Source organism: Sorangium sp. So ce363 (assembly GCF_051520435.1).
In the GTDB taxonomy this organism is placed as follows: Bacteria; Myxococcota_A; Polyangia; order Polyangiales; family Polyangiaceae; genus Sorangium; species Sorangium cellulosum_B.
The window spans coordinates 10,950,925-10,966,608 of sequence record NZ_CP150333.1; the positions used below are offsets into that span (position 1 = coordinate 10,950,925).

A 15,684-nucleotide genomic window follows, 5' to 3' on the forward strand; every position below is an offset into this window, starting at 1 on the left:
GTCCATCGAGCCCGCGCAGCCGGCAGCCGCCTCAGTGCACCCGCATGCCCGGCTTCGCCCCCGAGTCCGGCGACAGGAGATGCACCGTCTCGTCCCCCGCCGCGAGCACCATCCCCTCGCTGAGGCCGAACTTCATCTTCCGCGGCGCCAGGTTGGCGCACACGATGACGAGCCGCCCGATGAGATCTTCCGGCTTGTAATACGCCTTGATCCCGGCGAACACCGTCCTCCGCGCCTCCCCGCCGAGCGAGACGGTCAGCTTGAGCAGCTTCTTCGCCTCGGGCACGTGCTCCGCCGCGACGATGCGCGCGACGCGCAGGTCGACCTTGCTGAAATCGTCAATCGTACACTCCGGCGCGAGCGGCTCCTTGGCGAGCGCCGCGCCGTCGTCCTCCGCGGCCACGCCCCCGCCCGCCGCCTGGCCTGCCTCCGCGTTCGCCCCGGCCGCGCCGCCCGGCGCCGCCGCCTCCTCGGCAGGGCGGCCCTCCGCGATCATCTTCTCCACTGCACCCGGCTCGACCCGCTTCATGAGGTGCTCATACGCGGCCACAGGCGTGCCCACAAGCGGCGTCTTCGCGAGCGCCCACCGGTCCATGGGGCACCCGAGCAGCCGCGCGACGTCGTCGGCCAGCTTCGGGAGCACCGGCGCCAGGTAGAGCACGATCTGCCGGAACAGGTTGAGCGCCACGGTGCAAACGGCCTGCAGCTCCGCCTTCTTCTCCGGCTGCTTCGCCAGCGCCCACGGCTGCATCCGGTCGACATACTCGTTCGCCCGGTCCGCCAGCGCCACGATGCTCCTCGTCGCCCGCGCATAGTCGAACGCCGCGTACGCCGCCCCGATCGCCTCGCCCTCCTCCGCCGCCGCCGCGAACAGCCCCCCGTCCTCGGGGTAAACCGCCGACAGCCCCGTCTGCGCCACGAAGCGCGACGACCGGCTCGCCAGGTTCACGACCTTGTTCACGAGCTCGGCGTTCACCTTGTTCACGAGCTCTTCCAGGTTCAGATCGATGTCGTCGACCTTCGAGCTCAGCTTGCTCGCGTAGTAATAACGGAGGTACGCCGGGTCGAGGTGCTTCAGGTACGTCGAGGCCAGCACGAAGGTGCCCTTGCTCTTCGACATCTTCTCTCCGTTCACGGTGAGGAACCCGTGCACCTGCACGCGCGACGGCAGCGAGAACCTCGCGCTCTTCAGCATCGCCGGCCAGAAGAGCGTGTGGAAATACACGATGTCCTTCCCGATGACGTGGACGATCTCCGTCTCCTCGGATCGCCACCAGTCGTCGAACGCCTCGCCTTCCCGGGCGCACCACTCCTTGCTCGCCGCCATGTACCCTATCGGCGCGTCGAACCAGACATACCAGTAGTTCCCTGGCGCGTCGGGGATCTCGAACCCGAAGTACGGCGCGGGGCGCGACACGTCCCAGTCGCGGAGCGGCTCCGACAGGAAATGCCCCGTGAGGTAGTTCGCGATCTCCTTCGGCATCCGCCCCTCGCCCTGCGTCCAGGTCGACAGGAACGGCCGCTCCGGCTCGATGGCCACCATGAGGTGCTGCGCGCTCCGCACCTCGGGCCGCGCGCCCGTGAGCGCGCTCCTCGGCTCGACCAGATCGGTCGCGGCGTAGGTCGAGCCGCACCGGTCGCAGCTATCGCCGTACTGGTCCGGCGCCGCGCACTTCGGGCAGGTGCCCTTGACGAAGCGATCCGCCAGGAACATGCCCTCCTGCGGATCGAAGAGCTGCGTGACCTCCTTCGTGGTCACCATGCCGCGCTCGCGCAGCGACGCCCAGATCTCCTCGCACAGCGCGCGGTTCGCGGGGGAGTTCGTGCTGCCGTAGTGGTCGAACCGGATCTGGAACGCCGCGAAATCGCGCTGGTGCGCCGCGCTCATGTCCGCGATGACGTCGGCCTCGCTCCGCCCCTCTTGCCGAGCGCGGATCATGATGGCCGTGCCGTGGGTGTCGTCGGCGCACAGGGATATGCACCTCCGCCCGGTCATCCGCCAATAACGGGCAAAGATGTCGGTCTGGGTGTACTCGACGAGGTGGCCGATGTGGATGTGCCCGTTGGCGTAGGGCAGCGCGCTGGTGAGCAGGAGCCGTTTCATGCTGCGCTGGACTTTGCACGAAATCCCAGCCGGATGCGAGCCGCCGATGGCGCGCGGGCGCGCCTTCCAGCGGAGCGCCGCGCGGGCCCGCGTGGACACGACAGCGGACGTGCAGCCATGGACGGAGCGGGCTCGGGCTCTAGATACGTAGTGAACCGAGCGACGGGGAGGGGACCATGGCAGTCCAGAGGAAGCAACAGAGGAAACAGGGGCGTGGCGGCAAGGAAGGCGGAGCGCGGGCGCTGGAGGCCCAGCCCCTCCTCCGCCAGCGAGGCAAGGAGATCCAGCCTTTCGGGACGGTCGTGGACTATCCGCTGGCGCTCGCCGCGAAGTCGCGCGCGGAGAGCATCCGGGCGCTGAATCAGATCCTGTCGGACACGCTCGTCCTGCGCGACATGTACAAGAAGCATCACTGGCAGGTGTCCGGGGCGACCTTCTTCCAGCTCCACCTGCTCTTCGACAAGCACTTCAAGGAGCAAGCCGCGCTGATCGACATGCTCGCCGAGCGCGTCCAGATCCTGGGCGGCGTCGCGATCGCCATGGCGCACGACGTCGCGGAGATGACGAGGATCGAGCGGGCGCCCCGCGGCCGCGAGCAGGTGCCCGCCCAGCTCTCGCGCCTGCTCGACGCGCACGAGCTCATCCTCGCGGAGACGCGCGAGGCGGTGAAGCTCACCACCGACAACCGCGACGATGGCACCGCCGACCTGCTCATGAGCGACGTCCTCCGCACGAACGAGATGCAGGTGTGGTTCCTGTCCGAGCACCTCGTCGATACGCCGCTCGTCCGCGCCACCTGAGCGCCGGCACGCCGCTTCCGCCTCGCCGTCCAGCCCTCCGGGCGCGCTCCGAAAATTCGACGGGGCGCGCGTAACCTTTCCGGCCCCCCGATCGTGGTACCGCCAGGAAAGGGGTCATGTGATGCTTACTACAAGAGACGTGGTGGTGATCGGCGGCGGGCTCGCGGGCCTGGCCGCGGCGGCGTACCTGGGCCGGGCGGGCCGGTCGGTCGCCCTCGTCGAGAAGGCGCACGCGCCGGGCGGCCGCGCCTCCACGCAGGAGAGCCACGGCTTCTCGCTGAACCTCGGCGCCCACGCGCTCTACCGCGGGGGCGCGGCGCACGAGGTGCTCCGCGAGCTCGGCATCCGGTTCACCGGCGCGGCGCCGTCCCCGTCGGGCGCGCTCGCGCTCGACCGCGGCGCCCTCCACACCTTGCCGTCCGGCGCCCTGTCGCTGCTCACGACGGGCCTCTTCCCCCTCGCCGCGAAGGTCGAGATGGGGCGCGTCCTTGGCAGCCTCGCCGCGGCGAACCCCGCGCCGCTCGCGGCGGTCCCGGTCTCGGCCTGGCTCCGCGACGCCTTCCGGACGCCCGAGGCGCGCCGCTTCGTCGGCGCGCTCGTCCGGCTGTCGACCTACTGCGCCGACGACGATCACCAGAGCGCCGGCGCGGCGCTCGCGCAGGTGCAGCTCGCCCTGAGCCACGGCGTGCTCTACCTCGACGGCGGCTGGAGGACCCTCGTCGACGGCCTGCGCGACGCCGCCGTCGCGGCCGGCGTGGAGATCCTCACCGGCGCGCGCGCGGCGCAGATCGCGGCCGAGGGCGGCGCCGTCTCCGCCGTGGAGCTCGCGAACGGCGACCGCCTCGGCGCCGGCGCCGTGCTCGTCGCCGCGAGCCCGCGCGCCGCGGCCGCCCTCGCGCCCGCGAGCGCGGCGCTCGCCGCGCACGCCGAGCGCGCCCTCCCGGTCCGCGCCGCCTGCCTCGACGTCGCCCTGTCGAGGCTCCCTCGCCAGCGCCCGGGCTTCGTGCTCGGCATCGACCGCCCGCTCTACCTGTCGGTCCACACCGACGCCGCGCGCCTCGCCCCCGCGGGCGGCGCCGTGATCCACACCGCCCAGTACAGCCCCGAGCTCGCCGGCCGCGACCCCGAGCGCGAGCTCGAGGATCTGCTCGACCGCGCGCAGCCCGGCTACCGCGGCGCGATCGTCGAGCGCCGCTTCCTGCCCTCGCTCATCGTCTCCAACGCCGTGGTCACGGCGGAGGGCGGCGGCCACGCAGGGCGCCCCGGCGCCCGCGTCCCGGATCTCGACGGGCTCTTCCTCGCGGGCGACTGGGTCGGGCCGACGGGCATGCTCGCCGACGCGAGCCTCGCCAGCGCGCGGGACGCCGCGCGGGCCATCCTCTCGCGCCGCGCGCTCGACCGCGCGGCGTGACGGGGTTACCCGACGCTCCATGAGCAGCTCCACGGCCTCTCCTGCCCCGAGCGCCGGGCTCGCCGCCCCCGGCTTCGTCGCCGCGAGCTACCGCGAGCACGAGCGCTTCCTCTGGGCCCTCTCCTACCGGCTCACCGGCAGCGCCGCGGACGCGGACGACATCGTGCAGGAGACGTTCGTCCGCGCGCTGGAGCGCCCGCCCGCGCGCACCGAGGAGCCCGTCCGCCCCTGGCTCGCGCGCGTCGCGCTGAACCTCGGCCGCGACGCCCTCCGGCGCCGCAAGCGCCTCGCCTACGACGGACCGTGGCTCCCCTCCCCGATCGAGGCGGAGCCCGAGCCCCCGTCGTTCGAGATCCCGGGCAAGGAGGGCACCGAGGGCCGCTACGACCTCCTCGAGAGCGCGTCCTTCGCCTTCCTCATCGCGCTCGAGGCGCTGACCCCGCAGCAGCGCGCGGTGCTCCTGCTCCGCGACGTCTTCGACTACTCGGTGCAGGAGACCGCCGCCGCGCTCGACCTGTCGGAGGCCAGCGTGAAGACGACCCACCACCGCGCCCGCCGCGCCCTCGAGCCGTACGAGCGCGACCGCTGCCGCCCCTCACCCGAGCTCGTCGAGCGCTCGGGCGCGGCGCTCGTGCGCTTCCTGCAGACGCTCGCGACGCAGGACGTCGCCGCCATCGAGGCGCTCCTGAGCGAGGGCGTCCGGGTCATCAACGACGCGAACGGCGAGTTCAAGGCGGCGCGCCGGATCGTCGTCGGCCCGAACCGGGTCGCGCGGTTCTACGTCGGCCTGCTGAGGATCGACGACCCCGGAGCGCTCCGCCACGAGCTGCGCCTCATCAACGGCCTCCCGGCGGTCGTCATCGAGCGCACGACCACCGTGGAGAAGCTGGCGCCGCGGTTCGTCATGCGCTGCGAGATCGACGCGAGCGGCCTCATCACGGCGATCCACTCCGTGCTGGCCTCGCACAAGCTGACGGCCGTGAAGGCGCTCGCTCCGTGAGCGCGACGGCGAGACCGGCAGGTGAGCAGCGAGGAGACAGCCCCCTGCCGGCCGAGCACTGGAGTGAGTCGTATCGCGGGGCGTACTTCGGCCGGCGAAGTAGATACTGTTGGAGCAACATAGCGCCGGCTGGCGCTCATGTCCATAGCGGAACAGCCCGCTCGCTCAGGTGGCTTTGCCGCCTCCCTGGGCCCGTTCGCGGTGCGCCTCTGCGATGAAGTGACGAACCTCCTTGTCGATGGCGGCGATCGCTATCCCCTTGAAGGGGCGCATCAGGAGAGGCACGTCGAGATCCACGTCCACGGCGCCGGGGCGGAGCTCCATGCTGCCTTTCAGCTTGACGCCCTTCACCGAGAAGCCGAGCTCGGCGCGCTTCGCGTCGCGCCACACGAGGAAAGGCTCGTACTCGGCGTACCGCTCTCGGTACTGCGCGATCGCTCGTTCGGTCGCCAGCTTTGCCTCGCTGTCGTTCAGGTCGTGCTCAATCGTGTGCTTCATGATGGGACCTCGCAGTTCGTATCAGGGCACATCGCGAGAATCGGCCAGGGGACCGTCCGCCGTGAGGCGTCGCTCGCGGGCGCGGCGCCCGGCCGAGTTCCATCGGTGAGATAACACGGATGCGCGGGGCCTGCGGCCCTCTGGCGCTCGTCAGCATCGCGCATCGCGCGCCCGCGCTCTGTGACATTTCGCCACGCGGCGGAACCGCGGGTGTCTGTGGGCGGCCGACCGGGGCCATCACCGTGAAGGCATCGCAACGCCGGAGGGCGCCTTTCCACGGACCGGACGCCGTCGCTGCGCCGGAGGCCGCCCTTCGCGCGGGGGCGCCCTGGCCCTGCGTCCCTCAGTGGCCAGTGGTCACCGAGCCCGGCCTCGCGTAAAGAGAGCCGCCGCCGTGGACCTCCTGTATTTCGCGCTGCTCTGCTCCGTGCTCATCTTCGTGCACGAGCTCGGCCACTTCGTGTGCGCGAAGATCTTCGGCGTGAAGGTCCTCACCTTCTCGATCGGCTTCGGCCCCCGGGTGCTGCGCCTGCGGGGCCGGGAGACGGAGTACTGCGTCGCGCTCCTTCCCCTCGGCGGCTTCGTGAAGATGCTCGAGGAGAACCGGCAGGAGGCCGTGCTCCCCGAGGATCGCAAGCGCACCTTCGAGTCCCAGGCGCTCTGGAAGCGCGTGATCATCGTCATGGCCGGCCCGGCGATGAACGTGCTCTTCCCGGTGCTGCTCTACTTCGCCGTCTTCATCGGGGAGACCCGCTTCGTCCCGCCGACGGTCGGCGTGGTCCTGCCGGGGCACCCGGCCGAGGGCCGGCTGGTCCCGGGCGATCGCATCCTCGAGGTGGACGGCGAGCGCGTCAGCACCTTCGCCGAGCTGCACCGGATCGTGACGAAGAGCCCCAACCAGGAGCTCCGCCTCAAGGTGTTCCGCAACAAGGAGCACGTCGAGGTCACGGTCGTCCCGGAGGAGAAGGTCGTCCAGAAGCCGCTCGAGATCGTGGACCGGGTGGGCGAGATCGGCATCCGGCCGAGCCGCCCCGCCGCCGTGGTGGGCGTCTCGCGGCCCGACTCGCCCGCGTTCCGGGCCGGGCTGCGCACGTTCGACGTCGTGACGGAGGTGCGCGGCACGCCCGTGAAGACGTTCGCCGACCTGGAGCTCGCGCTCGAGGAGAGCCGCGGCGCCACGGTGCCGGTCACGTACCTGCGGCCGGTCACGGTGCCGCGCGCGCTCGGCGGCCTGGCCGAGCTCGCCGTCTACGAGTCGGGCGTCGCCGCGCTGACGCCGGAGAGCGGCCACGGCGACCTGCTCGCGCGGACCGGCATCGAGCCGGCCGACCTCTACGTCGCCGAGGTCCCCGAGGGCTCGGCCGAGTGGGACGCCGAGCTCCGGCCGGGCGATCGCATCACGGAGGTCGACGGGGTCGAGGTCACCGCCTGGTCGACCTTCGTCGAGCGGCTCTTCGCGGCCCCGGATAGACCGCACGTCATCACGTGGCAGCGCTCGGGCCAGCGCAAGAGCGGCACCATCGAGCTCCGCCGCGAGGACTGGATCGACGAGTACGGCCAGCACCGCCCGCGCTTCTACCTGCGCGCGTCGAACTGGTCGCCGATGGTGGCCGAGCCGTTCGTCGACAGCCCGTCGGCCTTCCAGTTCGCCCTGGAGAGCGCGGTCGACGAGACGTACGACGTCATCCGGTTCATCGTGGTCGGGATCGTCCGCATCATGGAGGGCAAGGTCAGCATCTCCACGCTGGGCGGCCCCATCACGGTGTACGACGTGATCGGCGAGGAGGGCGCGAAGGGGGTCAGCTACTTCGTCTGGGCGATGGCGGTCATCTCGATCAACCTCGGGCTCATCAACCTGCTGCCCATCCCGGTGCTCGACGGCGGCCACCTCCTGTTCTTCACGTTCGAGGCCGTGCTGCGGCGCCCGCTGCCGCTGCGCGTCCGCGAGATCGCGAGCCTGGTCGGGCTCGTGGTGCTCATCGGCCTGATGGGCATCGCCTTCAAGAACGACGTCGAGCGCCGCTGGGACGTGATCCAGGGGCAATTCAAGGAGCTCGTTGGCTGACCGGGGCGAAGGTGACGGGCGTGACGGGCGCGACGGCGGCCGCGGCCCGGCGCGCCCGCCGCATCCGGCCGAGAGCGCGCCGCGCGCGGTCGCGGCGCGCGTGCTCGCGCGGGTGTGGGGCTCGGACGCCTTCGCCTCGGCGGCCCTCGACGCCGAGCTGCGCCGCGCGCCGGCGCTCGACCCGCGGGACATAGGCCTCGCGACGGAGCTCGTCTACGGCGTCCTGCGCGCGCAGGCGGCGCTCGAGGCGCGCATCGCCGAGTTCGCCGCGAAGAGCCGCTGGACGGCCGACCCGCTGGTGCGCGCCCACGTGCTGATGGGGGCGTACTCGCTCTGCTTCCTCGATCGCGTCCCCTCGTTCGCCGCGGTCTCGGAGGCGGTGGATGGCGCCCAGGCGGCCGGCGGGCCGCGGGTCGGCGCGTTCGCGAACGCCGTGCTGCGCCGGCTCGCGGCGGCCGTGGAGTCCGGCGGTCGCCCGCCGCTCGCGAGCGCGGTGGTCGCCTCCGCGCCGGGGTGGCTGCGGGGCGCCCTGCGCCGCTCGCTCGGCCGGGCCGCGGCCGAGGCGTTCCTGTCGGCCGGCCCGGTGCCGCCGCCGACCGGCCTCTGCCTCGCCCCTGGTGAGGACCGCGGCGCGTGGATCGAGGCGCTGCGGGCCGCCGCGCCCACCGGGTCCTTCGAGGCGGGGCGCGTCTCACCGACCGCGATCGTCGCGCGGGGGGCGGGCGATCTCCGGCGGCTCCCAGGCTTCGGCGCCGCGTGGATCGGCCAGGAAGAGGGGGCGCAGGCGCTCGCCTTCGCGCTCGGCGCGCGGCCCGGCGAGGCCGTGCTCGACGCCTGCTCCGGCCGGGGCAACAAGTCGTGGCTCCTGTCGCGCGCGGTGCTGCCTTTCGGCGCGGTGGACGCGGCGGACCTGTACCCTGCGAAGCTCTCGCAGCTCCGCGCGGCGCTGGGCGCGCCTCCCGTGAGCGCGGAGGGCGCAGGCGCGGAGGCCGGCGATGCGCAGGCCGGCGCGCGCGACGGGCTCGGGCGGGCTGCGGCCTCCGTGCGCGAGACCTACGCCGTCGACTGGACGGTGGGCGCGGGCGACGTCCCCGAGGGCTACGACCGGGTGCTCGTCGACGCCCCTTGCTCCGGGGTGGGCACGCTGCGGCGGCGCCCGGAGATCGCGCTCCGGCGCGAGGCGGACGATCTCCCCCGCCTGGCCGACCTCCAGGTCGCGATCGCGCGCCGCGCCGCGACCCGCGCCCGGGACGGCGGCCGGCTCGTGTTCGCGGTGTGCAGCGTGCTGCGCGAGGAGTGCGAGGCCGTGGCGGCGCGGCTCGCGGCCCCGGCGGACGACGGCCTCGGCGTCCGGCTGGAGCCGGCGCCGTTCGACGCGGAGCTCGCGCGCGAGCTCGCGGGCGGCGGCGACGCGTTCCGGCTGCTGCCGCACGTGCACGGCACGGACGGGTATTTCGCCGCGATGTTCGTCGTGCGGCGGTGACGACGCGTGACGACGCGTGACGGCGCGCCCGTCCGCCTTCCTTGTACGATGGTAGGCGCATAAGAGCAGCTTGACTTCCGGACAGCGTTTGGACTTCCTAACGACGTTTTGGCGGCAGCTGCCCAGCCACGAAGCGCCGCCGCAGCTGTCGGCAAATGTAAGGAGGTGGGGTTATTGGTGCGATAGCCGCAATTTGTCTCCGCGGTGTTTCTTATCGCTGGGCACTCGCTTCGTGACGCCGCACACTCGTACGGTCAGGGCACTTAACAAACCTTCCGAGTAGCGTGAATCCTGCGCCGAACCTCCTGCAGAACACCCCGGCCGAGCTCGGGCCCGGGTCCGTGTTGGGTCGTTACGAGCTGCTGCTGCCGATCGCAGCAGGCGGCATGGCCATGGTGTGGGCGGCGCGGCTGAAGGGGACGCGCGGCTTCCAGAAGATCGTCGCAGTGAAGACGATGCTGCCGACGCTGTCGGAGGACGACCAGTTCGAGCGCATGTTCCTCTCGGAGGCGTCGCTCGCGTCCCAGATCCGGCACCCGAACGCCGTCGAGATCCTCGACCTCGGCGAGCAGGACGGCGTGCTGTTCCTGGCGATGGAGTGGATCGACGGCATTCCGCTCAACCAGGTGATGAAGGTCGCGAAGCGGCAGAACGGCATGCCGATCCCGATCGCGGTGCGCATCGTGGCGCAGGCCTGCGCCGGCCTGCACGCCGCGCACGAGCTCAAGGACAAGAGCGGCAAGCTCGTCGGCCTGGTGCACCGCGACATCTCCCCGCAGAACATCCTGGTCACGTACAACGGCCTGGCCAAGGTGGTGGACTTCGGCGTGGCCAAGGCCACCGCGCTCAACGACAGCACGACGCAGGCCGGCCAGCTCAAGGGCAAGGTGAGCTACATGGCGCCGGAGCAGGTGCGCGGCGACGCGATCGACCGGCGCGTCGACGTGTTCGCGATGGGCATCGTGCTCTATACGCTGACCACCGGCAAACACCCGTTCCGCAGGGAATCCGAGGGCGCGACGCTGTTCGCCATCTCGTCCACGGACCCGGTGGAGGCGCCGCACGAGTTCCAGGCCGACTACCCGGCGTCGCTCGAGGCCGTGCTGATGCGAGCGCTCGAAAAGGAGCGCGACCAGCGCTACGCCACGGCCAACGAGCTGATGCGAGCGCTCGACAAGGCGCTTCCGCCGGGCCAGCGAGCCACCGACGAGGACGTCGCCAATTTCGTCCGCGAGCTGTTCGAGGACCAGCAGGAGCAAACGCGCGCGGCCCTCACCGAAGCGCTGGAGCGCGCTGACCGCAATCAGCTGAGCAACAACCTGGGCCGCTCCGACGTGACCGGCGCGAGCCCCTCGTCGGTGAGCGCCTTCAGGACCGTCAACCTCCGCGGCGCGGCCCGGGGCGTGGCCGGACAGAGCACGCTCGACGACGAGATCCCGCCGTTCGCGCGCTCCAGGAGCCGCGCGCTGCCCACCGTCGTGATCCTCGGTCTCCTCGCCGCCGGCGTGCTCGCCGTACTGCTCCGGGGCGCCGACGCGCCCGCCCCTCTTCCTTCCGTCGCCGCGCCCGCCGCCCCGGCGTCCGCCGCCCCGGCGCCCGCGCCTCCCAGGGCGGAGGCGCCCCCTGCGACCGAGCCCGGCGCGCCCCCGGGCGAGCCCTCTGCCTCCGTCTCGGCCAGCGCAGCGCCGGCCCCGGCGCCGACGACGCCGGCTCCGCTCCCGGTGTCACCCGCGCGCGCGACGCCCCGCCGTCCGACCAAGCCCGCCGAGCAGAGCAGCTCGCCGAGCCCGACGCCAACCCCCACGCCGCCCAAGTCGTGGAAGCATGATCCGGGGTTCTAGCACCCCGCTCTGGACGAACTCGACTCCTCAGAATGTTCCTGAGAGACTCGCGCCGATCTCGGATCCGCCCGCGACGGGCACGAGCTCGAGCGAGGTTTTCTCGGGCTGCTTTGGCTTCCTGTTCTGAAGAAGCAAGATCGCGGTCGCCGTGCCGACCGCGGCGACGCCGACGCCGAGCGCCACCTGCGCGCCATAGTGATAGAATTTGAGGTCGTCGTAGCGCGACTGCATGGAGGGCGGGCACGACTTGCCGTCCGGGCCGCAGGCGTCTTCCAGATCCTTGAGCGCTCCCTGGCGGAGCCCGAACAACACCCCGGAGCCGATCAGGCTCGCGGCGCCGACGCCCCCGATGACGTACGGCACCACCTTGGACGGCGGCCTCTCCCGCAAGGCGCCCGCCTGGATCAGCAGCTCTTGCGGCAATGCTTCGAGCGTCACCTCGACGCGCGTCACCCCCTCCTCCTTCAGCTCCACCGTCTGTTGGAACGGCCTGTAATTGGGGGCCTTGGCGGTGAGCGCGTGAGGCCCGGGATCGAGCGGCACCTCGACGCCGATGGACGTACCGCCGAGGGCGACGCCGTCGAGCGCAATGGCCGCGGAGGCCGCCCCTTTGCCGCGCACGATGATGAGCTTCGGGATCCGGGCGCGCAGCCGGCCGATCGACTGCTCGACCTCGGCCCGAAAATCGGGCCCCACGGTGTCGGCCTCCGCGAGCGCCAGCTCGTAGCCACCGAGCGCGGTCACGAGCCGCCCCAGATTCTCCTCGCACACGGCGATGTGGAAGCGCACCTGAGGCGTCATCCGCACCTGGCCGACCTCGCGGAACCGCTGCAGGGCCGCGGCCCAGTTGCCCGCTTGCTCGAGCTCGGTCGCCTGCTGAAACTGCGCGCGGGCTTGCTTGAGCGCGTCGGTGTCCTGGGCGAGCGCGGGTGCCTCGAGCAGCAGCAGCACCGCTACGACGCGGAAAATTCGCGGGAAATTCCTCATGCGGCGCTTGCCATGGTGACTTGACGCCTCCGCTCCTGTCAACGTGGCGGCGCAGCCTTCGCCGCGCGCGTCAACATGGCGGCGCGGCTTTCGCCGCGCGACGCCGCACCGCGTCGTGGTCGGAGGTGCGCGCGCGCCGGCGGAGCTTTCGCGCGCGGATCCTGACGCCGCCTTCTCAATTTATGGCCGCGAAATCCGCCAGCGAATGATACTTTTGTCGTTCGATGTCGACCCCTAGCTTTCTGCGTCGCTTCGCGCTGCTCCGCGCGTTCTCGGCCGCCGCGCTGACGGCGGGGATCTTCGCCGCCGCCGCTTCGTGCAGCGTGCCGGACTTCGAGTTCGCGTCGGTATCCGGCCCGCCGGCGCACTGTACGGACGACGCGCAGTCCGACGGCGAGACGGGCCTGAACTGCGGCGGCGAGTGCGATCCATGCCCGCTCGGCTCCGGCTGCGCCGCGAGCCGCGACTGCGCCGAGGGCGAGTGCATCGACGGCGTCTGCCAGGAAGCGGGTTGCATGAACGGCGCCCGCGACGGCTCGGAGTCGGACATCGATTGCGGCGGCAGCTGCGACAAGAAGTGCGCGACCGACCAGACGTGCAACCGGGCCAGCGACTGCGAGAGCGGCGTGTGCCAGGACGGCCAATGCGTCGCGCCGACCTGCACCGACGGGGTGCCCAACGGCACCGAGAGCGACGTGGACTGCGGCGCCGACTGTGGGGGCTGCCAGGACGGCAAGATCTGCCGCTCGAGCGGGGACTGCCTCAGCGACGATTGCATCGACGGGGTGTGCGGCCCCACCTGCTCGGACGGCTACGCCAACTGCGATCGCCAGGCCGAGGGCGAATGCGAGGTGAACGTCCGCACCGACACGGACAACTGCGGCAGCTGCGGCCTGAAGTGCGCGCTGCCGAACGCGACCGCCGAGTGCCAGGGCGGCGCCTGCAAGGTCAAGGCGTGCGAAGCACCCTACGCCGACTGCGACGGCGATCCCGAGAACGGCTGTGAGGTGAACACTGCGACGGACTCGAGCCACTGCGGCGGGTGCGACGAGCTGTGCCCGGCCGCGAACGGCGACGCGTATTGCGAGGCGTCGGAGTGCAAGGTCGAGTGCGACGCGGGCTTCACCGACTGCAACGGCCAGGTCGTCGACGGTTGTGAGAGGGCGACTACCCGTGACGTGTTGCACTGCGGCGGGTGCGGCATCGAGTGCGTTCCCGAGGCGGGCGGCAGGCCCTGGTGCCGCAACGGCGTTTGCGGCGAGACGATTTGCCCGGCCGGCAGGGGCGACTGCAACGGCGACCCCGAGGACAGCTGCGAGGTGAATCTGGCCGCCGATCCGGAGAACTGCGGCACGTGCGGCGGCCTGTGCACGGTCGCCAACGGCACCGGCAAGTGCACGGCCACCGGCTGCGCCATCGGCAGCTGCGAGCCGGGCTTCGCCGACTGCGACGGCAGCTACGACAACGGCTGCGAGACGAGCACGGACACGAGCCTCAGCCACTGCGGCGCCTGCGGCGAGACCTGCACCATCGCCGGCGGCACCCCCAAGTGCGAGGGCGGCGAATGCAAGGTGCGGACGTGCAACAGCGGGATGGGCGACTGCGACGGCAATCCGGACAACGGCTGCGAGACGAACGTCAACTCGAACCAGACCCACTGCGGCGCCTGCGCGGCCGCCGGCGGCGTCAACTGCAACACGATCTACGCGAACGCCACCGCGACCTGCCAGGGCGGCGCGTGCTCCTTCGCCGGCTGCAAGGCGGACTACGGCAACTGCAACAGCTCGCTGACCGACGGCTGCGAGGCCAACGTCAGGACCGACGAGGGGAACTGCGGCGCCTGCGGCACCCAGTGCAACATAATCCACACCACCAGCAACCTGTGCCTCGACGGCACCTGCAACCCGGTGTGCACGAGCGCGCAGTACGACGCTTGCGGGGTGCCGAGGAACGGCTGCAACATCGACCTGTGGAGCGACGAGAGCAACTGCCTCGGCTGCAACCTCGTGTGCGAGAGCGGGGCCAGCGCCCACGTCGCCAGCAATCAATGCAGCTCGTCGGGCTGCAACCCGGTGTGCAGCGGCCTGTGGCGCAGCTGCGACGGCAACGGAATGAACGGCTGCGAGAAGGACGTCTCCAGCGACGTCAACGCCTGCGGCGCCTGCAACGCCCGGTGCCTCCAGGCGCACGCGAGCGCCACCGCCTGCACGGCCGGCACCTGCGTGCCCACCTGCGACCCGGGCTGGAAGGCTTGCGGCAACCCCGGCGACGGCTGCACGACCCAGCTCGGCACCGCCAGCAACTGCGGCGACTGCGGCCACGTGTGCTCGGGGACGAGGTCCATCTGCTCGAACGGCAACTGCGTCGTCTCGCCGGACATCGTCGTCGTCAACTCGGGCACGACCGGCACCTTGAGCACCATCGGGAACTCGGCGCCCATCATCAACGTGAGCCACGCCCTGCAGACACCGCGGGACCACGATCGCATGGTCCTTGTCGGGATCGTCGCCTCCGAGAACTCGCTCGCGCCGGTGAGCGTCACCTACGACGGCACGCCGATGACGCTCTTCAACGGGCAGCAGGCCGACAACAACTCCGCCGCGCGCATCTACTACCTCCTGGACAGCCAGCTTCCGGCCGCCACCGGCAACAAGCCCGTGGTGGTGCAGATGGCGAACGCGAACACCTGGGGCGTGTACTTCGCCAACGTGGTGGAGCTGAAGGGCGTGCACCAGTCGAGCACGTTCGCGAGCGCCATCACGACCGGCATCCACACCAACACGACGGACTGCGGCACCAGCGCCGTGCCCCGAGGGGTGACCACCAACTTCAGCGCGAGCGGCTCGTTCGTGTACACGGTGATGGCGGCGCGCAACGGCAACACCGGCGCCACCATCAGCCCCACCGCGGCGACCTCCACCATGAACCGGCGCCTGACCGATCCGGCGGTCATGGTCGCGCTGGCCGGCTATCTCGTGGCCGACTCCAACACCACCATCTCGTGGAACGTGAGCGGCTGCTACAGCACCGCCGGCGTCGGCGTCGCCGTGCGGCGCGCCAGCGGCGGCTGAGCGCCTCGAGGCGCCACGCTCCTCCCCCGATCCGCAGGCGCCGGCTACCTGACCAGCCGCACCACGACGAGCTCGCGCTCCCCTCGCCCGCGCCGCCGCTCGACGCCGAACCGTCTCGTCTTCGCCGATCCCCCCAGGACCCTCCCATCACACGCGACCGTCACGAGCGCCGCCGCGAGGAATCAACTCGCGGACGGCCCCCGTCGGCGCCGAAGCCCGCGCCCGTCGCCACCGCTCCGCCCGATGACAGGTACCACCATGAAGTCAAAACTATCACGGATACCCGAGCGCCCCCGACGCTCGACCATGCATATGCCCAGTTGAGAACATTACCGCTTCGCTCCGACATCCCTTCGGCGCTCACGAGAAACGACCCACCTGCGCTCGTCAGAAATGGTCCGGACGGTCGGGCGAGCCCGATCGC

At 71.5% G+C, this 15,684-nt stretch carries 10 protein-coding genes; 7 read left to right on the forward strand and 3 right to left on the reverse strand.

The annotated features are described in order from the left end of the window. Nucleotides 1–31 precede the first annotated feature (31 nt). The gene (metG, locus tag WMF12_RS41180) at nt 32–2,104 is read right to left on the reverse strand and encodes a methionine--tRNA ligase (protein ID WP_437854102.1); all 2,073 of its coding nucleotides are present in this window, start codon (nt 2,102–2,104) and stop codon (nt 32–34) included. A gap of 176 nt (nt 2,105–2,280) precedes the next feature. Between metG and WMF12_RS41185 the strand changes: the two genes are divergently transcribed. From WMF12_RS41185 to WMF12_RS41195, 3 genes are all read left to right on the forward strand, one after another. Beyond that, nucleotides 2,281–2,904 (forward strand): Dps family protein, encoded by a 624-nt coding sequence (locus WMF12_RS41185; RefSeq protein WP_437854107.1) that lies wholly within the window; start codon nt 2,281–2,283, stop codon nt 2,902–2,904. A 121-nt stretch (nt 2,905–3,025) separates the two neighbouring features. Next, nucleotides 3,026–4,315 carry a phytoene desaturase family protein gene (locus tag WMF12_RS41190; RefSeq protein ID WP_437854109.1) on the forward strand — a complete coding sequence of 430 codons (1,290 nt, stop codon included), beginning with the start codon at nt 3,026–3,028 and terminating at the stop codon, nt 4,313–4,315. A 19-nt stretch (nt 4,316–4,334) separates the two neighbouring features. Continuing rightward, the gene (locus tag WMF12_RS41195; protein WP_437854110.1) at nt 4,335–5,315 is read left to right on the forward strand and encodes a sigma-70 family RNA polymerase sigma factor; all 981 of its coding nucleotides are present in this window, start codon (nt 4,335–4,337) and stop codon (nt 5,313–5,315) included. A gap of 165 nt (nt 5,316–5,480) precedes the next feature. On the opposite strand, the gene WMF12_RS41200 is transcribed toward WMF12_RS41195, so the two are convergent. Further along, a complete protein-coding gene (locus tag WMF12_RS41200) occupies nt 5,481–5,813 on the reverse strand; it encodes a polyhydroxyalkanoic acid system family protein (RefSeq protein ID WP_437742222.1) in 333 nt (110 codons plus the stop codon). 394 nt (nt 5,814–6,207) lie between these two features. On the opposite strand from WMF12_RS41200, the gene rseP reads away from it, so the two are divergent. The 3 genes from rseP (at nt 6,208) to WMF12_RS41215 (ending at nt 11,202) form a co-directional block, all read left to right on the forward strand. Then, the gene (gene rseP / locus WMF12_RS41205) at nt 6,208–7,878 is read left to right on the forward strand and encodes an RIP metalloprotease RseP (RefSeq protein WP_437854113.1); all 1,671 of its coding nucleotides are present in this window, start codon (nt 6,208–6,210) and stop codon (nt 7,876–7,878) included. Next, nucleotides 7,871–9,361: an RsmB/NOP family class I SAM-dependent RNA methyltransferase gene (locus WMF12_RS41210; protein ID WP_437854115.1), complete on the forward strand. Its 1,491-nt coding sequence runs from the start codon at nt 7,871–7,873 to the stop codon at nt 9,359–9,361. Before rseP ends, WMF12_RS41210 begins: the two co-directional genes overlap by 8 nt. A 284-nt stretch (nt 9,362–9,645) precedes the next feature. Continuing rightward, complete coding sequence (locus tag WMF12_RS41215; RefSeq protein WP_437854117.1) at nt 9,646–11,202, forward strand: serine/threonine-protein kinase; 1,557 nt, start codon at nt 9,646–9,648, stop codon at nt 11,200–11,202. 27 nt (nt 11,203–11,229) lie between these two features. On the opposite strand, the gene WMF12_RS41220 is transcribed toward WMF12_RS41215, so the two are convergent. Then, nucleotides 11,230–12,189 (reverse strand): PEGA domain-containing protein, encoded by a 960-nt coding sequence (locus WMF12_RS41220; protein WP_437854119.1) that lies wholly within the window; start codon nt 12,187–12,189, stop codon nt 11,230–11,232. Nucleotides 12,190–12,413: 224 nt separating this feature from the next. Here WMF12_RS41220 and WMF12_RS41225 point away from each other — a divergent pair, with 224 nt between their 5' ends. After that, entirely contained in the window at nt 12,414–15,260 is a 2,847-nt protein-coding gene (locus tag WMF12_RS41225) for a hypothetical protein (protein ID WP_437854121.1), read from the forward strand. Nucleotides 15,261–15,684: the final 424 nt, after the last annotated feature.